Below are 19,705 nucleotides of genomic sequence, written 5' to 3' on the forward strand. Positions count from 1 at the left end.
TTATTCGTAACGTAATGCGGTAATAGGATCTAAAGCCGAAGCTTTCCTCGCAGGATACCATCCGAAGAAAATACCTGTTACAGCACAAACAGCAAATGAAATGACAATAGAATATAAAGCAACACTTGTAGGCCAATTTAAGAATTTTTCTATAAACACTGTGGCTCCAAGCCCTAATAAAACACCTAAAACACCACCTGTAATACTTATTAAAATAGCCTCGATAAGAAATTGCATTAATATATCGGAGCCCTTTCCTCCTACAGCCATACGAAGGCCAATTTCTTTGGTACGTTCTTTTACCGAAACATACATAATATTCATAATTCCGATTCCTCCAATTAACAAGGAAATACTTGCTACTGCGACCAAAAGAATAGTTAACATTTCACTGGTAGAACTGAAGGTCGATATTAATTCTTCCATAGAACGAACAGTAAAGTCATCGTCTTCATAATCCAGAAGCTTATGTTCTGTTCGTAAAATATCTGTTACTTGCGTTACAGCCTCAGGAGCATCGTCTTCACTAATTGCTGATGCCATAATTTGATTTAAGTAATCTATAGCCAGAATACGTTTTTGTACCGTAGTGTATGGTGCAATAACCACATCATCTTGATCTTGACCAAAAGTGTTTTCGCCTTTTTCTTCTAAAACTCCAATAACTTTAAATGGAATATTATTAAAACGAATCATTTGTCCAACAGGCTCTTGCCCATCAGGAAATACATTATCGACAACAGTTTGCCCAATTACAGCAACTTTTGAAGCCGATTGTACTTCTGCATCTGTAAACATACTTCCACTTTGTAAATCCACCACTTTTATATTAAGATATTCCGGGTTTACTCCATAAATAGTACTTGGCCAGTTGTTAGAACCGTTAATAACCTGTCCGCTTCCATTTACAACCGGTGTCATATAACTTAACAAAGTTGCTTGTTCTTTAATAGTTTCGAAATTTTTAAGCGTTAAAGTTTGTACCTCTCCACCACTTCCTCTAGCAGGACCTCTATCGTCTGCTCCAGGTCTAATAGTAATCATATTAGAACCCATTGCCGAGATTGTAGTACGAATACTTTCTTTAGAGCCTTCACCAATAGCTAACATAGCTATTACAGAAGCTACACCAATGATGATACCTAACATGGTAAGCAATGTTCTTGTTTTATTAAGAATGATAGCTTTTGTTGCGATTTTAAATAAATTGAATAGTCTCATAATTAATCCTCTTGTTTAGGTAATTTTGCTAATTCTGCGGATGCAGATTGCACATTATGATTTTGATAATCTTGCATGATTTCGCCATCTTTTAAAATCACTGTTCTACTACTAAAAGTTGCTATATCAGGTTCGTGCGTTACAAATGTGATTGTAATACCTTGTTTGTTTAATTCTTGAAACAGGGACATAATTTCGTAAGAAGTTCGTGTATCTAAATTTCCTGTAGCTTCATCTGCAAGAATCATTACTGGATTATTAACTAGCGATCTTGCAATAGCGACACGCTGTTGTTGTCCTCCCGAAAGCTGCGAAGGTGTATGCTGTAATCTTTCCCCTAAACCAACCATTTCTAAAGCTTTTATAGCGCGTTCTCTTCGTTCTTCTGTAGATACCTTACTGTTATATAATAATGGTAACTCTACATTTTCAATCGCAGATGTTCTAGCTAATAAATTATACGATTGAAATATGAATCCTATTTTTTCGTTTCTGATAGTTGCTAATTGATTTCTACTTAAATCTTTTACACTAACACCATCAATTTCATACACTCCAGATGTAGGCTGATCTAAACATCCCAAAATATTAAGCATGGTACTTTTACCAGATCCACTAGATCCCATGATGGTAACAAATTCCCCTTCTTTTATAGTGAACGAAATACCTCGTAATGCATGAACTGTTTCGGTTCCCATGGTAAACTCCCGTTTTAAATCTTCTATTTTTATGATTTCTTTACTCATGGTTTTTATTTTTTCTTGTTTTCTCCTGGACGTTGTGGCATAAAAGGGCTTTCGTTTGTTCCGGATGGTGGACCTACTGCTACCGATTTGGATACACTTTTTAGGCTATACACTAATTCATCTCCTTTAGAAATCCCACTTAAAACCTGTACGTTTACACCATCACTTGCTCCTAATGTTATTGTTTTTGGAGTAATACTTCGGTCGTTACCTAATACCCAAAGTGTCTTTTCATTTTCAGAAGTACTTATTGAAGTATTTGGTAAGTTATGATCTAAATTATAGCTTGCTAATATTGCAGCTTCTGGTTTAAAATTTATCGCTTTTGCTTCTGCTGTTAATACATCGTTTAATTCTAAAGTGTAAATCGAAATGGTTGCAGTTAAGCCTGGTTTCAATTTTAGATCTTCATTCTCTGCTTTAATTACCACGGTGTATGTTACTACATTTGAGGTTATTGTAGGATCTAAACGAACCTGTGTCACTATTCCATTAAAAGTTTCCCCTATATAGGCATCTACTGTAAACTCTACACGTTGTCCTTCAGTTACTTGTCCTATATCTGCTTCATCTACATCTGCTTCTACTTGCATTTCTTTTAAATCTTGCGCAATAGTAAATAAAGTTGGTGTGCTATAACTTGCAGCAACGGTTTGTCCTTCGTCTATATCTCTAGATAAAACAACACCATCAATTGGCGAATAAATATTAGCATATCCTAAATTAGTTCTTGCCGATTGTAAGTCGGAATAACGCTGTGTAACAGTACCTTTTGCTGTTTCGTAATTGTATGCAGCATCATCGAAATCGGATTTACTAATTACCTGACTATCGTATAACGTTTTTTGTCTGTCGTAAATCGTTTTGGTGTAATTTCTTTGACTTACTGCATTATCATAAGCAGCTTGTGCTTGTGTTTTAGATGCATTAAGATTCGTTTTATCTAATTCTGCTATTAGTTGCCCTTCTTTTACGATACTATTATAATCGACATAAACTTTCTCTACAACTCCAGAAACTTGTGTACCAACATCAACTTGATTTATTGGTTCTATAGTACCTGTTGCTGTAACCATTGTAGTTACATTCGCTGTTTTTGCTGTAACCGTTTTAGGCTCTATAATTATAGTATCGTCTCCTTTAAAAAAACTATAGCCTACTATAGCTAATACAACTAGTATCATGCTACTTATTATGATTTTCTTTTGATTTTTCATTGTTTTGTTGATTAAATTTTAATATCGTTTCCTTGGTAAAATTGTAATAATTGGTGGTATAAAATATTTAAGTACTTAGCTTGTAAATAGTTTTGTTGCGCATTGGTAAATGTGTTCTGACTAATCACTAAATCGGTAGTACTTAAAGCACCTAACTCATATTTTTTTTGAGCTAATTCATAACTTTTTTCTGCTGCAAATTTCGAAGCTTCGGAAGCAATTACTTGCTCTTGAGCAGATACTGCATTTTGAAAAGCAGTTTCTACTTTTTTATATACTTCTTTTTCTGTAGATTGCTTTTGAAGTTCGGCTTTTTCTATATTTAGAGTTGCCGTTTTTACAGCTGCTTTTGTTTGATTTCTATTAAAAATTGGAATACTTAAAGACAAGCCTAATTTTTGATTAAAATTAACATCAAACTGATCGGAAAAAGTATTGTCATTAATACTAGTATACCCAGAACCTATACTACCTGTTAAGGATAATGTTGGTAAAAAAGCACCTTTAGCAATATCTAATTCTTTTTCATTTGCTTTCACATTTAGAATGCTGGACTGGATTTCTGGTAAAAAACTAATCGCATTATTATAGACTTTCATTTTGTCTAATTCTAGATTTACTAAGTCCGTGTTATCATCAATAGTTTCAATTTGCATGTCTTCTAATGGCGATAACTCTAATAATTGTTTTAACGCAATGATATATTGTTGATACTCATTTTTAGCCGCAATAACATTGTATTTATTTGTAGCAGCTTGGCTTTGCGCTTCCGTATAATCACTTAGTGCAATGGTTCCTGCATCTAAACGTGCTTTTGCTCTTTGTTCTTCTTTTAAAGAAGCGGTTACATTGTTTTCCGCAATAGCGATATTTTCTTTACTGTAAAGCGTTTGTAAATAGACTTCTAGAATATTTAAAACAATGTTGTTTTTTTCGACTTCCTCTTCAAAAATACTTTGCTCTAAAAACAATTTATTTTGTTGGATTTGATTTGTAATTTGATTTCCTTGAAACAAGGTCACCGAACTATTTATTCCAACATTTGTACTATTTATCTGGTCTGTTACATAATTACTTGTAATAGGGTCTATCGTATTTCCGCTTGAAAAATTTTGGGAAGCACTACCAAATAGGTTTGGTAATCTTGAAGATTTTGCCTTTTTATAATCTACTTCTGCTATACTTTTATCTAGAGTTGCATCTTTTATAGTAATGTTATTTTCAATTGCATAATCAATACAATCTTCTAAAGACCATATTTTTGAAGTAATATTTGTAGAAGCTTCCTGAGCAAAAGTGAGCTGCACCAATAATAAGCTTACAAGGATTAGATATAATTTCATTTTTTTGTGTTTTTATTTAACACTGTAAAGGTGAAATTATATAGAGACCTATTAAACTGAAATAGATGTTTGCAGATATTGTCTATACAAAAAGGGGAATTTTATCGATGGCTTTTTTTGGTATAAATACAGAAAGAAGAAAAAGTACTATTTAATAAACCATAAAAGCTTCAGAAACCTCTGAAGCTTTTAAATATTATGGCGTATACAATGTTTCTTTTTAGTGATTTAAAAAATCAATTACTTTATGTTTCATTCTATACAGTTAGGGTTTTCAATATAAGACTAGAATACAATATGCAAAACAACCATATTATCACAATACTATACTATTTTAACATTAATATTAGTTTTATACCTTTTAATTAAAGTAATCCTTACATTTATAATCGTAAAAGAAGGAGATTATTAAAAAAGAAAAAATATGACTAAGCATTTAAACAAGTATTCTAGAAGAGAGTTTACAAAACTTTCTTCTATAGCATTAGCAAGTATTCCTTTACTATCTTTTTCAAATAAACTACCTATACTTACTACTAAATCACCAAAACAATTAGAAGTACATTTGTTTTCTAAGCATTTACAGTTTCTAAATTATAAGGATATGTCTGCAGCAGCAGCAGCAATGGGTTTTAATGGTTTAGATTTAACAGTAAGAAGAAAAGGACATGTGCTGCCTGAAAACGTAATTGAAGATTTACCAAAAGCGGTTGAAGCGATGCAAAAACATGGTCTTTCTTCAAAAATGTTTTCTTCAAATGTTTGGAATACCAAAAGCGTATTAAATCAAAACGTTTTACAAACTGCTAGTAAACTGGGGTTTTCTCATTATCGAACCGATTGGTTAAAGTATCCTGAAGAAAAATCAATTATTGAAAGTCAGGAGCTTTATGGTAAACAAGCACAAGATTTAGAAAAACTTAATGAAAAACTAGACCTTATTGGTGGTTACCAGAATCATGCAGGGAACCATGTTGGTGCACCTGTTTGGGATTTACTTCCAATTTTGGAGGTTACTAATGGTAAGTTTATAGGTTGCCAATACGATATTAGACATGCTGTTGTAGAAGGAGGAGAAAGTTGGGAACTTGGTTTAAAACGTATACACCCTTTTATAAACTCTATAGTATTAAAAGATTTTAAATGGGGAAAAGTGGATGGGAAATGGAAACCAATTAATGTACCTATGGGAGAAGGTATGATTGATTTTAATCGATATTTTTCACTACTTAAAAAGTATCAAATTGATGTTCCAGTATCGCTTCATGCAGAATATGATTTAGGTGGAGCCGAAAAAGGAAAAACAAGCTTAACAATAGCTAAGAAAGAAGTTTTAAAACGAATTGAAAAGGATTTAGTTTTTATAAATGAAACTTGGACAAATGCTGAATAACATTTAAATTTTAAAACCATGACGTTTCTTTTATTTTAAAAAAGTAAAATAAAAGGTAGAACCAATCCCCTTTTGGCTTTCTAGCCAAATAGAACCATTATAATAATTAATAATTTTTTTAACAATAGAAAGCCCAATTCCTGAAGAAGAACCGGTACTTTCTAATTTGGTAAATACTTTAAATATTTTATCAAAATAATCCGATTTAATCCCCATGCCGTTGTCTTTTACAAAAAACTCATAGTGTGTATCTTTTTCAATGCATCCAATTTCTACTAATCCGTTTTGCTTATCACAATATTTTATAGCATTTTGAATTAAGTTTTGAAAAACTTGTTTAAACCTCCAGGTATTTCCAAATATGCTTGGTAAATCTTCTTGAATACGAATTTGTATATGCTCTGGTATTAATAAGGTTTGTAATACCTCTTTAATGATTAAATTAAAATTTACGAGTTTATCTTCTGCTTCTATTTTATCTATAGTAGAATAGTCTAAAATTCCTTTAATTAAAAAATCCATTTTTTCTACATTAAATAATACTTGGTGTAAAGGTTTAAAGGCATTTAGATCTATTGCATCCTTATTATCCTCCATAAACCAACTAACTAAAGTGTGAATATTTATTAGAGGAGCTTTTAAATCATGCGAAACCACATGTGCATATTCATTTAGTTCCTCATTTTGAATAGATAAACTTTTTAATAATTCTTCCTTTTTCTTTTCCTGTTCTTTTATACGTTCTTCATATTCCTTCTTTTGAATAACATTAACAAGCATATTGGCATAAACAAAAAGGATTTCTTGTTCGTTTTTAGAATAACTATTTAATTTTTTAACCGAATCAAAACCTATAAAACCAATTAATTCGTTGTTTTTAATTTTTGGTATTGTTATTAAGCTTTTTATACCTTGAGGTTCTAAAATAGCACGTAAACCAAACTCTCCATCTTCTTCTAAAAGGCTAACATCTTCTACATAAAAAGCTTCTCCTTTTTTATGAGCTTCTAACCAATGCGTAATATAATCTAAAGGTATATTTTGTAAGTTATCTATTTCTGGTTCTATTCCTTTAGAACACCACTCATAGGTATTAGCGCAGGTATTACTAACAAAATCATATGAAAAAATATAGCTTCTATCTGATGCTACGAATTCACCTATTTGTTTCAATGATTCCTTTATTAATTTATCAATATCCGATAAGTCAGAATTAATATATTTTGTAGAAATGCTAATCAATAAGTCTTGAAAACGTAAATGCCTTTCTATAATACGATCTTTTTCAAGTTGTTTAGCGTCTAAATTATTGTTACTTATTGTTGTATTGGATGAATTTAGGTTTTCTTTTTGCATTCAATTTTCGATATTAGAATAAACGTAGCCTCTTTACTTTTAACGAATATAATGTTTACTTTTTTCATTAGAAAATGAATTGAAAATCAGTTTCTTAAACTTTTCCACAATTTTCACATATTCTGTGTATAATAATTATAATCTTTTAAAACCGTATCAATAAATTCTCTGTCACTAGTATTTGTAGATTTAATTTCGGTTACTTCTAATATTTTATTGCGTAACTTAATTAGGGTTTTATAGTCATTTAATTTAGATGCATTTATAAATGTTTCTTTAATAATTCTGGCATCATTATCCGATAATTTAATCACAGCAGGATATACAGGTTTATAGGTCTCTGCAATTTTTTCTAAGATAGTATCTGAAAACTTTACTTCATCTTTTAAATAAATAACAACAGTATTTGCCATAATATCACCTAAACGTTGACTTTTATTTGTGAATAGTATCATTAAAAAGCCAATAAGTTTTCCAATTATAAAGATAGTAACTAATAAAAACTCATTACTATCTAAGTTTAACGAAGCGATATAAATAAATACCAAAGAGAAAAAATTAAAATCAATAACTCTTAAAAACCATCTAATTAAATAATCTGTAATCGAAGGTTTAAAGCCATCCTCATTAATTACTTTAATTTTAAGTAGCTTCTTCCCTATGGTTTGTCCATTTAATAAAATTTCAGAATATAAAGAGTAAAAAGTAATTGGCAAAAAAAGCAAAACGTCTATAGCTTTTATAGTCCATTGGTCATTATCAAAAGTATTTTCTATTAAACTAAAGTCAAAAAAAGAGATGACAAAATATAGGTATGCAAATTTTATAATGTTATCTATTACAAAGGCTAACAAACGTTGGCCTACATTTGCCATGGTAAAATGGATGTTTACATTTTGTGCAGTTTTTATTTGGAGTCTTTTCATGCAATGTTTAAATTCGCCTTAATGAGAGAAGTCGCTTTTATAAAGCAAAATAAAGAAAAATGGCTTGAATTTGAGCAAATAAGTTTAAATAAAGAAAAAAAAAGCCCAGACGATATAGCAAATCTGCACATTAAAATCATGAATGATTTAGTGTATGCGCAAACCTATTATCCCAAAAGTAAGGTTACTGTATATTTAAATAAATTAGCAAAAACTAGTTTCGATAAGGTATACCATACAAAAAGAAAGGATAAAAATATTTTAGTGAATTTCTTTTTTGATCGAGTACCTCTTGTTGCATACCAGCACAGAAAATATATTTATATTTCTTTTATCTTTTTCTTTATCTGTTTTTTTATAGGATTGCTTTCTACTTTTAATGATGCTTCTTTTGCTAGACAAATTTTAGGTAATGAATATGTAAACCAAACACTAGAAAATATTGAAAATGGAGATGCCATGGCTATTTATAAAGGTGGTAGTAATTGGGGAACTTTTATTGGCATATACGATAATAACCAACGTGTAGGATTAAACATGTTTCTTTCGGGATTATTTTTTGGAATTGGCACTGGTTTTTACATCGTTTATAATGCCATTATGGTGGCTGTGTTTCAAGCTTTTTTTTACCAACATAATAGTTTATTGGATAGCTTAAAAGGGATTTGGATTCATGGAACGTATGAAATTTTCGGAATGATTATAGAAGCTGCTGCTGGTTACATTATTGGAGCAAGCATGCTATTTCCAGGAACTTTAAAAAGATTCGAATCTTTTAAAAAAGGGGTTCGAGAAGCATTTTACATCTTTATTAGCACCATTCCGTTTACCATTATTGCTGCTTTTTTAGAAGGATATATTACTAGATACTCCAATACAATGCCTGTCGTTTTTTGTTTCGCAATTATTCTATTCAGTTTAGTTACTATTAGCTATTATTATCTAATTCTACCTTTTCAAGTAGCAAAAAAACATGGTTTAAGATAATGAAAAAACACGTACTTTTTTTCATGTTATTAATATCTATTATTGGATACTCTCAAGAGTATGATGAAGATTATACGCAAGTTGAAAACGATCCTATTGTGCAAAATAAAAGTACAAATTTTGAAGAAAAAAGGGTGTTTAAATCGGATTTAAAAGAAAAATATAACGATAAAGATTTTATTTATATTGATGATTTAAAAAAACCGAAACCTAAAGTAATACCAGAAAATTCTACATCTAATAATTTTGGGTTTTTAGCAGCTTTTGGAAGTTTTATGAGCTATATTTTTCCGTTTCTTTTAGGGTTAGTTATTGTGCTAATTGTTTTAAAAACTTTTTTTGGAACAGATATAGCTTTTTGGAATTTTAATAAAAAATCAAATAAAACAGCAGAAAAACTAGTGTATGAAGAAGAAAATATACACGAAGCAGATTTTAGTAAACTTCTGGAAAAGGCGATCTTAAATTCCGATTTCAGACTAGCAACAAGATATTATTATTTATCCTTATTAAAACGCTTAACCGATAATAATGCTATTGATTATCATAAAGATAAAACCAATACAGAATATGTATTCGAAATAGAAAACAAGCAGATTAGAAAACAATTTGCAGATGTATCATACATATATAATTATGTTTGGTATGGCGAATTTCCTATAGATGCACTTACGTTTAAAACCGTAGAAAAAAAATATAAATCCATTTTTAATTCCATGCATTGATTTTCTTTAAAAACATAAAAAAGTATCTCGTACTCCTTATTTTATTCAGCATTCTAAGCTGCAATAAAACCAATTGGTACGAAAATTTTAAAGAGAAAAAGAAAAGTCCTTTTGGTACTTATATTGTTTATAATGAAGCGGAAGAATTGTTTTCAGAAAACAAAATACATTACTTAAAAGAAAACATTTACGACTATCTTTTTCACAATGGAAAAGACAATGATTTTGGCAACTATATTTGTATTAAGTCTAGTGCTTATAAAATAGATGCAGATGGCTTAGATTATTTATTAGGCGCTGTAAAACAAGGTAGTAATGCTTTTTTCTCCCTTCATCATTTTTCTGATCATATTCAAGATTCATTAAAATTTACCATAAACAATCTTGACAAAGACATTTATGCTCCAGAAGCATTAAAGCAATTAAGCGGAAAGTTATTTTTAGAAAATGAAACTTTTAAAGATCAACCATTTTTTTTCGACAGAAATATTAGAAGAAACTACTTTGAAACCTATAATAAAAACAACACTATCGTATTAGGAAGCCTAGAAGTAAATGGCGAAAAAAAACCAAATTTTATTAAAATTTATTATGGTAAAGGAGCAGTATATTTGCATACAAACCCTATAGTTTTCACCAATTACTACATGCTAAATGGCAATGAAAATTATGTAGAAAACCTTTTTTCTTATTTGCCTTCTAAAACCATTTTGTGGGATCCACAAATTAAATCTAGTAAATATGCTAATACGAGAAATGAAAAACAGGATTCTGTTTTTAAATTCTTTTTTAAACATCCAACATTAAAATGGTTTTTAATAGTTTCCTTTTTCGGATTGCTATTATTTATGGTATTTAACGCCAGAAGAAAACAAAGAGCTATCCCAATTATAAAACCATTAGAAAACTCAACTATAGAGTTTGCGCAAACTATTGCAAATTTGTATTTAGAAGAAGAAGATCATAAAAACCTTGTAGATAAAAAAATAAGTTACTTTTTAGAAAAAATTAGAGAGAAATATTTAATTAATACCAGTAACTTAAATAGTGAGTTTATTGAAAAATTAGCTTTAAAATCGAATAACGAAATCAGTAGTACTAAATATTTAATAAACACCATTATTGCTTTAAATAGTAAATCGGAATGCACAGAAGTAGACCTGATTGTATTAAACAAAATGATAGAAAATTTCTTTAAAAAATAACCTTATGGAAGAACAGAATCACTTAGAAGCTTCAGATAATTTAGAATTTAAAAACAGAATAGATGTATCCGAATTACAGGAAGCTGTTTTTAAAATAAAGAAACAATTAAAGAAAGTAATTGTTGGTCAAAAAGATATGATGGACCTTCTAATGGTATCCCTTTTAGCAAACGGACATGTATTAATAGAAGGTGTCCCTGGAGTTGCAAAAACAATTACAGCTAAATTACTTTCTAAAACAATAGATGTAGATTTTAGTCGCATTCAATTTACGCCAGATTTAATGCCTTCCGATATTTTAGGAACCTCTGTTTTTAATGCAAAAACTTCCGATTTCGAATTTAAAAAAGGCCCAATTTTTTCCAGTATGATTTTAATAGATGAAATTAATAGAGCGCCAGCAAAAACGCAAGCAGCACTCTTTGAAGTTATGGAAGAAAAACAAGTTACTATAGATGGGCAAACCTATAAAATGAAAGAACCTTTTATTGTTTTGGCGACACAAAACCCGATAGAACAAGAAGGAACCTATAGATTACCTGAAGCACAATTAGATAGGTTTTTATTTAAAATTAATGTAGAATACCCAAATGCTGAAGAAGAACTAGAAATTATAACCAGAGAGCAGGCTTTAGAGAACATCAAAAAAACTGAAAAAATAGAAACTATAATTTCTGGTGAAAAAATCGAGAAATATAGAGCCATTGTTAATCAAATAAATCTGGAAGAAAATTTATTAAAATACATTGCCAATATTGTGGTGAATACGAGATCAAATTCCTTTTTGTATTTAGGTGCTTCACCAAGAGCAAGTATAGCAATTTTAAAAGCTTCGAAAGCATTTGCAGCTATTGATGGTAGAGATTTTGTTACACCAGAAGATATAAAAAGAGCTTCTATTCCTGTATTACAACACCGCGTAATAGTAACTCCAGAAAGAGAAATGGAAGGAGTAACCAGCAAACAAATTATTGAGCAAATTATTGAAGCTGTAGAAATTCCTAGATAAATACATGAAAAAATTATACAGCACATTATTTTTAAACAATAGATTATTCTACATTTTAGCAGGTATTTGTTTCTTATTTGTAGTTGGTTTTTTTGTGCCTGTTTTTTTCTATATCTCTAAAATATTACTAGGTATTTTATCCCTTTTAGTATTTGTAGATGTTTATGCCCTTTTTGTTATTGAAAAAGGTGTGGAAGTCTCACGTTTTTTACCCGAAAGATTATCGAATGGAGACAACAATAAAATTACACTTCAAATAAAAAACAACTATTCGTTTTTAAGTAATTTATCGGTTATTGAAGAACTTCCTTTTCAATTTCAAAAACGAGATTTTATTTTTAATATCAAGTTAGCTTCAAAAAAAGAAAAAACAATTCATTACGATGTAAAACCTACACAAAGAGGTGTTTATCATTTTGGAAATGTAAATATTTATGCTTCTACTCCACTTCAGTTAGCGACAAAAAAATATATTTTAGGAGATACAAAAGAACTAAAATGTTATCCTTCGTTTTTAAAGTTAAGAGATTTTAATTTTAAAGCATTTACTGATGCAACTATTTCTTACGGATCTAAAAAAGTAAGAAGAATTGGACATTCATTAGAGTTTGAACAAATTAAAGAATATGTTTCTGGAGACGACATACGAACGCTAAATTGGAAAGCTACTGCAAAGAGAAATCAATTAATGATTAATCAATATGTAGAAGAAAAATCGCAACCAGTTTATTCTATAATTGATAAAGGGCGTGCTATGCAATTGCACTTTAATAATATTAGTTTATTAGATTATGCCGTAAATGCAACCTTAGCCATTAGTAATGTTATTTTAAGAAAACAAGATAAGGCAGGCATGTTATCGTTTTCAAGAAAATTAGAAGATATTATTGTTGCAGAACAAAGAAACTCGCAAATGCAGTTAATTTCGGAAGCCTTATATAATATAAAAACAGATTTTTCGGAATCGGATTTTAGTAGTTTATATGCTGCAGTAAAAAGAAAAATAACCAACAGAAGTTTACTTATTTTATATACCAATTTTGAAACTATGGATGGATTAAATAGACAACTCTCCTATTTACGTGCATTGGCAAAAAACCATTTACTATTGGTTGTATTTTTTAAAAACACCGAATTAAATACTGTAGTACATTCGAAGTCTGAAAACATACAGGATGTTTACGACACTATTATTGCAGAGAAGTTTATGCATGAAAAAAAGAGAATTGTAAAAGCATTAAAAAAATATGGTATTCCATCTGTATTAACAGAACCTGAAAATTTAACAGGAGATACCATTAATAAATATCTGGAATTAAAATCTAGAGGGCTTTTTTAAAAACTGGAACAAAACTTTTAAACTAACTTATATAAATATAAAATGAATACAATCATAAAATCCATTCCTGTTTTAGATTTAGATGGTGTTGCTACAGACTTAATGGTATTGTATAAAAACAAAGTACAATTACTTCTTATTTACAATAATGATTGTTTAGGTTGCACAGGACGAGCAATACCTTTAGCTTATAAGTTGCAACAACAATACCCAAACATTCAAGTTGCAGGTATTCATGCCGATTTTATGCATAGAGAAGGAACAAAAGAAAATATTAAAAGTATTTTTACTAGTGGTGAAAATCCATTTCCTATTTATATGGATAAATCGCATAAAGTTTACGACCAATTTCAGGCAGAAGGAACGCCACAATGGTTAATAATTTCAAAAAACGGAGAACTTTTTCGGTCTGTTTTTGGCTCGCAAGATAATGCACAAAATCGAATTTTTTATGCCTTAGAAAGCCTTGTGTGAAAACGCAAAAGAATACTTAATTACACAGATAAATAAAATATGATTATACCAAAGTTACACTATATATCACAGGGAGAATCACCAAAAGAGCTTTTAGAGAACATACAAAAAGCATGCACTTCGGGAGCAGAATTAGTACAATTACGTATAGAAAATGCTTCCGAAAAAAAAGTATTAAAAATAGCTAAAGAAGCTATAAAAATCACTTCTCATTTTCAAACTAGATTAATAATATTCGAATATTTTAAAGTAGCTAAAGAAATTAAAGCTGATGGAATTCATATAGAAAAAATCGACTCCTTCACTTCTATTGCTCGTAAACAATTATATCCTTGGCAAATTATTGGAGCAACAGCAAATACATTACAAGATTGTGAAAAATTAATTGCTAAAGAAGTAGATTATATTACTTTAAGTACTTTTAAAGCAGTAGAAATGCAAAGTAAACATAGTTCTGCTTTAGGTTTAAATGGTTTTTTAGCAATTACGGAAGCTTTAAAAACCGAAACTCCGATCCTTGGTTTTGGAGAAATAACGACTAATGATGTTGCAGATATATTAAAAACAGGGATATCTGGTATTGCTGTTTCTAATGCTATTACGCAAAATTTTGATTCGATTAAAACTTTTCATCAACTATTAAATGCCTCTGCAACACAAGAACAACGTCACACTTTTAAATAAGCATTTTAGATTGTGCCATTTATTTTGATTTTAAGACATAAAAAAAGCCTATCCAAATTTGGATAGGCTTTTATAAAACTTAAGTATATGTCTTAGATAACTTTTACGTTAACTGCATTTAATCCTTTGTTTCCTTCTTTTAAGTCAAACTCTACTACATCACCTTCTCTAATCTCATCGATTAATCCAGAAATGTGTACGAAGTGATCTTTATCAACTCCTTCTTCAGTGATGAATCCAAAACCTTTAGTGTCGTTGAAAAATTTTACTGTTCCTTTATTCATTGTAATTTAATTTATTATTATTTAATACTTTGCAAAGATGGTGCCATTAATTGTAAGTTGCAAGATATTAATTGACTAATTTTCAATTTATTATAAATTAGGCATTTACAAATTTAATTCTTCATCACCTTCTGGTAATTCTAATGCTTTAACCGATTGAATAGCATTTCCAGCAATTCCTTTTATAGAACCATACATATCGATGGTATTGGTCACCACTTTTTCAATTTGCTTTTCTCTTTGTTTCCATATTCTTTGCATGGAACGTTTTTCACTATCTAGATCCGATTTCATTTGGGTAAACCCTTCTACAATAGCTTCAATTTGCATTCGAAAAGTAGTACTCGTAAGATAATCATAAAGTAAATCCATTTTATCTCCTTTGTTTTCTTGGGTAATAATAGCGTTATTTACTTGCAAAATCCCTTCTCTTAAAACAGTACAGAGGCCTTTAAATTCTTCATAATTACAAATCCAAATACCATCTTTCAATCCCATTCTATCCATATCGGAAGGCATCACTTCTGTTACCAACACACCAATATTTGCTCCTCGATCTCTTATATCTGCTTTAAACTTTTCAATCCAACTAGGCTGAAAATCCTTTGTTCGTTTACTTTCATAATAAATAGACCCACAATTTTGCTCTGTTCTAGTATGCACTATTTGAATACAATCTCCTCCTCTAGCCCCTTTTTTAATTTCTTCAATAGTATCTAATGGAAATTTTGAAGCTAGCCATTCTTCTATTGCTAATTCTTGAACTTCTCCTTGCAATTGCATAGATCCTTGTTCTTGCTTACGTTTCATTTCTTCGGTAAGCTTTTTTTGGTCTTCTAATTGTTTTTGCATTTCTTTAAAACGCAATTCGTTTTTGTCTTCTTCCGATTTTTTTATCTTTTCTTTTTCTGCTATTAAAATTTCATTTAATTTTTTTTGTGCTTCCGCTTCTGCTGCTTCCTTTAATTCTCCTTTTTCTCTTTTGAGTTTTTCTATTTCTGCTTTAGATCGATTTAACTCTTTAACTTGTTCCGACTTTTCATTTAGTTCTTTTTGTAAAGCATCAAATTGGTCAGACTGCTCTTCTTTTAATTTTCGTTTAAGATTTACTTCTATTTCTTTTTTGTCTTGTTTTAATTGATTTTCTAAACGCTCTTGAAAAAGTTCGTTTTCTTTCTTTTTCTTTTGCTCAAAATCAAACTTTTCTTGTTTCAATTTTTCTTGCTGAGTGGCATATTTCTTTTTTTCCTCTGCAATTTGTGACTGATATTTTTGTTTTATCTCTTCTTCTAATTGATGAGATAAAATATCTTGAACATCTATAGATGTACCACAATTAGGGCATTTTATTTGAGTTTCGTTTTTCATATGTTTTATTCTAAAGGCTTCAAATTACTTAAAATAGTTTATGTATTACTATAACAAAAATTAATGTTAGGTCTTTTTTTACAATCATTTTTTATGATTCAATACTATATATCTACTATTCAAACAGTTAATTAGGAAGTGTTTAAAATTACAAATTATTGTAAGAATACTGTAGCATAAAAATGTAAATATTGAAGTTCTTTTTTACTTATTACTTAACCGTTTTTGTTTCTGATTAATATTTTAAAAATCGCTATACTTTCTAATCACAAAATTGACGAATTAACTATATTCGCGACATGTGGATGTATCTAGGTTTATTGGCTGCACTTTTTTTGGGATTACATAATCTTTGTAAAAAACATGCTGTGCAAGGTAATGAAGTATTTCCTGTTCTTTTAGGTACAGTTTCTAGTGGATTTATTTTTGTAGCGCTATTTTATATGCTATCCATCTTCTATCCAGAATATGCTATAAATAATGGTTATAATTTTCAAAAAATTAATTGGCAAACACATGGTTTTATATGCATTAAATCTGCTATTATGGCTAGTTCTTGGGTTTTAGCTTATCAAGCATTAAAACATTTACCTATAACTATTGTAACACCAATACGTTCTGCTGGTCCATTTTTTACATTTATTGGAGCTATTTTGATTTATAAAGAGAGTCCCAGTTTCTTACAGTGGATTGGTTTTTTTGTTATTATTTTCTCCGTAATTCTTTATTCTAAAATAGGAAAAAAAGAAGGTATAAATTTTAAAAAAAACAAATGGATATTTGCGATTATTGGTGCCACTTTTTTAGGTGCTTCTAGTGGTTTATATGATAAGTTTTTAATTCAGAGACTAACTCTAAACCCACAAACGCTTCAGTTTTGGTTTTGCTTATATACGATTCTAATTTTACTAGTCATTTTATCTATAACTTGGTTTCCTTTTCCAAAAAAAAGAAAGGCCTTTACTTTTAGATGGTCTATTATAGCTGTTGGTGTTTTATTGCAAGCAGCAGATTACTTCTACTTTAAAGCTTTACAAGATCCTGATGCTTTAATTATGTTACTATCTGCTATAAAAAGAAGCCAAATACTTATTGCAGTTGTAGTTGGAGGCTTGATTTTTAAAGAAAAAAACAAACGCAAGAAACTAATCCCTTTAGCTGGAATAATGGTTGGTGTATTTTTAATATTATATTCAAATAGATAGAAGTAATACTCAACTTTTTAAATCATCTACCAACCATAAAGGCTGTTTATTAAATGTATTCCAATCGTTTTCTAGTGCTTGATATAAAGCATCGATTTCGGTAAAGTCTGCTATTTTATTATCTGGATCTGCTTTTAGCTTTAAAATGTAATCCATTAGTTCATAACATACTGTAAATTGCCCACAAGCGATTAGGGTTTCCATTCGGTTTTTTGCAATATCCTTTTTGTCCCACCACAAAGTTGTTGGTGTTTCTGAAGCTGTTAAACAAACATTCTCTAAATTTTTACTTGGTGCTGGTTTTATATCTTTATTATATCCTGTACCATTGTTATATGTTGATTTTTTTCCATTCAATTTATACACAGTAGCAGTAATTCTTTTATTTTTCAATTCACTTTTAGAATAAAACAAATCGTAATTTATACGTCGCATTTGTTTTAAAAAAACATCATTTATCATGGTTAAAGCAGAGGATAACCTGTTGGTTAGCATTACTTGTATTAAACTAATTTCTAGTTTCTTAAAGGATAATATGTCATCTATTAAAGGTGCTGGAACATTTTTTTTAAAGATTCCTTTTAGTTTAGATAAAACGGATGCTTTAAGTATAGAAGCTACCAAACCAAAAATGGTTAATAATAAACCAATACCAAAAAGCACTCCACCCAAAATATACAAGCCTGTATATGCTTGTTTACCAAAAACTTGCATATTGTTTAAAAGTAAGATTAGTGATCCTATAATAAATATTATCCAGTACAAAGGCTTTATAGTAAAGTATTGTAGTATTTTATTAATGGCACGTTTTAATGTCGAACTTTTCTCAATTTTGGTAGTGTCTTGTTGCCAAGGTTTCATTTTATAACTTCCTACATCGTTAACAATAATTAGATCTAAGCCTTTTTTTGCTCTTTCCATTCTTTCATTAATAAGCATCATGCTACCAATACCCTGATTGTCTGCAATGCCACCATCCATAATACCTACACCATTAATAAAGTCATCTAATTCTTTTATGTTTTTGTATGCTGGACTTTTATGATTATCAAAATAATCATCTGGAAAAATAAGAGGCTCAAACCCTACAGGAAAACAAGAAGAAGAAGCAATAACATCGCCTAAGATTATTTCATCTCTTAAAGCATTCATTTCTTTTTGGTTATTTTTATATAATGGATTATTACCAAAATACCCTTTGTTTTGAAATCGATAGGTTAACCCAAATGAAAAATCGGTAGCATTAAAACAAACTTGTTCTAATTGTTTTATTTTATTGCCTTTAAATTGTTCGAAAGCGCCTTCAAACAAAGGCATTTCTGCATAAGTTAAAGCAAATGCATTAATTAGAGATCTATTTTTATACTCATTTGTTTTCCAAACAGAATCATCTTCTAATTTCGATATTGCCGTTTTTAAAAGTTTATCATTTTTTGGCGTAAAGGTTGTATAGAAATTTTTAAAAAAATCTTTAAAATTATAATCTTTACTTTGTACAGCTTTAGCAAAACCAACTCCTGCAAGTGTACCTCCACTTACTGTACTTAATGCTTTAACAGATTGTAATAACGATGTATCTTTATACCTAATCTGATCTAAATAAGATAATACTCCTAAAGCAAAAAAAGTTGCACGATAACCACCTCCACTAAAGCAAAGTCCAATGTTTTCAAAGGGTTTAAAATTGTTGTTGTGTATATTTTCGTTCGTCATTAAATAATATAAGTTTAGTCTTTTTAAATATAGTTATTAATTAAGAATTGATTATAAGTATAAGTACCTGATTATTTAAATAAGCAACTCCTCAAAATATTAGTATGCTTATTAACATATCAACTTGAAGTTTTCGACATAGTCCTCTTAATTATAGAATCAATCTAAATACTTTTTCGAAACTAATTAATTATATTTATAGTTTAATTGTATTATAAATAGACGTTTTTAATGGTTAAAAAATTTTTAAATCGATTGGCTTTTTTTAAACAAAATACTTTATTTGATGTTTTATTTTATATCTCATTCTTCGCTTCAGTAGCTGTTGGTATTTCATCAAACAAAAGGGATTTAATTTATGTAGTTCCTTTTGTTTTTATTTCTATACTTTTAAAATATATTAGTTTTGTAAAGGAAAAAGTAAATCTTTTTTTTGTTTTTTCTATATTTTTTGGTCTAATTTCTAACGTTTTATCTTTCTACAATTTTATAGACTACTATTTTTGGATT

18 protein-coding genes are annotated in these 19,705 nt (G+C 29.4%); 9 read left to right on the plus strand and 9 right to left on the minus strand.

Features of this window, described 5'->3' with window-relative positions:
• Genes ACVC3Y_RS10500 through ACVC3Y_RS10515 form a run of 4 tightly spaced genes read right to left on the minus strand, consistent with a single transcriptional unit; the run spans nt 1 to nt 4,527 of the window.
• Entirely contained in the window at nt 1-1,221 is a 1,221-nt protein-coding gene (locus ACVC3Y_RS10500; RefSeq protein ID WP_303423316.1) for an ABC transporter permease, read from the minus strand.
• Nucleotides 1,222-1,223: 2 nt separating this feature from the next.
• On the minus strand, nt 1,224-1,967 hold the full coding sequence (locus ACVC3Y_RS10505; protein ID WP_452226858.1) for an ABC transporter ATP-binding protein: 744 nt from the start codon (nt 1,965-1,967) through the stop codon (nt 1,224-1,226).
• Nucleotides 1,968-1,972: 5 nt separating this feature from the next.
• The gene (locus ACVC3Y_RS10510; protein ID WP_452226859.1) at nt 1,973-3,184 is read right to left on the minus strand and encodes an efflux RND transporter periplasmic adaptor subunit; all 1,212 of its coding nucleotides are present in this window, start codon (nt 3,182-3,184) and stop codon (nt 1,973-1,975) included.
• A gap of 11 nt (nt 3,185-3,195) precedes the next feature.
• Nucleotides 3,196-4,527, minus strand: a complete 1,332-nt coding sequence (locus ACVC3Y_RS10515; protein ID WP_452226860.1) for a TolC family protein — start codon at nt 4,525-4,527, stop codon at nt 3,196-3,198.
• A gap of 424 nt (nt 4,528-4,951) precedes the next feature.
• Between ACVC3Y_RS10515 and ACVC3Y_RS10520 the strand changes: the two genes are divergently transcribed.
• Complete coding sequence (locus ACVC3Y_RS10520) at nt 4,952-5,920, plus strand: sugar phosphate isomerase/epimerase family protein (RefSeq protein WP_303423324.1); 969 nt, start codon at nt 4,952-4,954, stop codon at nt 5,918-5,920.
• Nucleotides 5,921-5,950: 30 nt separating this feature from the next.
• On the opposite strand, the gene ACVC3Y_RS10525 is transcribed toward ACVC3Y_RS10520, so the two are convergent.
• A complete protein-coding gene (locus tag ACVC3Y_RS10525; protein WP_303423326.1) occupies nt 5,951-7,276 on the minus strand; it encodes a GAF domain-containing sensor histidine kinase in 1,326 nt (441 codons plus the stop codon).
• A gap of 113 nt (nt 7,277-7,389) precedes the next feature.
• Nucleotides 7,390-8,202 carry an RDD family protein gene (locus ACVC3Y_RS10530; RefSeq protein WP_303423328.1) on the minus strand — a complete coding sequence of 271 codons (813 nt, stop codon included), beginning with the start codon at nt 8,200-8,202 and terminating at the stop codon, nt 7,390-7,392.
• A gap of 21 nt (nt 8,203-8,223) precedes the next feature.
• Here ACVC3Y_RS10530 and ACVC3Y_RS10535 point away from each other — a divergent pair, with 21 nt between their 5' ends.
• The 7 genes from ACVC3Y_RS10535 to ACVC3Y_RS10565 are packed head-to-tail and all read left to right on the plus strand — an operon-like array spanning nt 8,224 to nt 14,625.
• Nucleotides 8,224-9,189 carry a stage II sporulation protein M gene (locus ACVC3Y_RS10535; RefSeq protein ID WP_452227131.1) on the plus strand — a complete coding sequence of 322 codons (966 nt, stop codon included), beginning with the start codon at nt 8,224-8,226 and terminating at the stop codon, nt 9,187-9,189.
• Entirely contained in the window at nt 9,189-9,914 is a 726-nt protein-coding gene (locus ACVC3Y_RS10540; protein ID WP_452226861.1) for a DUF4129 domain-containing protein, read from the plus strand. The genes ACVC3Y_RS10535 and ACVC3Y_RS10540 overlap by 1 nt, the downstream gene beginning before the upstream one ends.
• Nucleotides 9,911-11,119, plus strand: coding sequence for a hypothetical protein (locus tag ACVC3Y_RS10545; protein WP_303423334.1), 1,209 nt, complete (start codon nt 9,911-9,913; stop codon nt 11,117-11,119). The genes ACVC3Y_RS10540 and ACVC3Y_RS10545 overlap by 4 nt, the downstream gene beginning before the upstream one ends.
• Nucleotides 11,120-11,123: 4 nt before the next feature.
• Nucleotides 11,124-12,128 carry an AAA family ATPase gene (locus ACVC3Y_RS10550; RefSeq protein WP_303423336.1) on the plus strand — a complete coding sequence of 335 codons (1,005 nt, stop codon included), beginning with the start codon at nt 11,124-11,126 and terminating at the stop codon, nt 12,126-12,128.
• 4 nt (nt 12,129-12,132) lie between these two features.
• Entirely contained in the window at nt 12,133-13,467 is a 1,335-nt protein-coding gene (locus tag ACVC3Y_RS10555) for a DUF58 domain-containing protein (protein ID WP_303423338.1), read from the plus strand.
• A 42-nt stretch (nt 13,468-13,509) separates the two neighbouring features.
• Complete coding sequence (locus ACVC3Y_RS10560) at nt 13,510-13,941, plus strand: TlpA family protein disulfide reductase (protein WP_303423340.1); 432 nt, start codon at nt 13,510-13,512, stop codon at nt 13,939-13,941.
• 39 nt (nt 13,942-13,980) lie between these two features.
• Nucleotides 13,981-14,625, plus strand: coding sequence for a thiamine phosphate synthase (locus ACVC3Y_RS10565; protein ID WP_452226862.1), 645 nt, complete (start codon nt 13,981-13,983; stop codon nt 14,623-14,625).
• 92 nt (nt 14,626-14,717) lie between these two features.
• Here the strand turns inward: ACVC3Y_RS10565 and ACVC3Y_RS10570 are convergent, their stop codons facing one another.
• Together ACVC3Y_RS10570 and ACVC3Y_RS10575 are read right to left on the minus strand one after the other, a co-directional pair.
• Nucleotides 14,718-14,909, minus strand: a complete 192-nt coding sequence (locus tag ACVC3Y_RS10570) for a cold-shock protein (protein ID WP_303423344.1) — start codon at nt 14,907-14,909, stop codon at nt 14,718-14,720.
• Between the two features lie 105 nt (nt 14,910-15,014).
• A complete protein-coding gene (locus ACVC3Y_RS10575; protein WP_452226863.1) occupies nt 15,015-16,277 on the minus strand; it encodes a DUF2130 domain-containing protein in 1,263 nt (420 codons plus the stop codon).
• A gap of 299 nt (nt 16,278-16,576) precedes the next feature.
• Between ACVC3Y_RS10575 and ACVC3Y_RS10580 the strand changes: the two genes are divergently transcribed.
• Nucleotides 16,577-17,482, plus strand: a complete 906-nt coding sequence (locus ACVC3Y_RS10580) for an EamA family transporter (RefSeq protein WP_452226864.1) — start codon at nt 16,577-16,579, stop codon at nt 17,480-17,482.
• A gap of 9 nt (nt 17,483-17,491) precedes the next feature.
• On the opposite strand, the gene ACVC3Y_RS10585 is transcribed toward ACVC3Y_RS10580, so the two are convergent.
• The gene (locus ACVC3Y_RS10585) at nt 17,492-19,195 is read right to left on the minus strand and encodes a patatin-like phospholipase family protein (RefSeq protein WP_452226865.1); all 1,704 of its coding nucleotides are present in this window, start codon (nt 19,193-19,195) and stop codon (nt 17,492-17,494) included.
• Nucleotides 19,196-19,705 lie beyond the last annotated feature (510 nt).

The sequence above is a fragment of the Lacinutrix cladophorae genome (assembly GCF_053604645.1).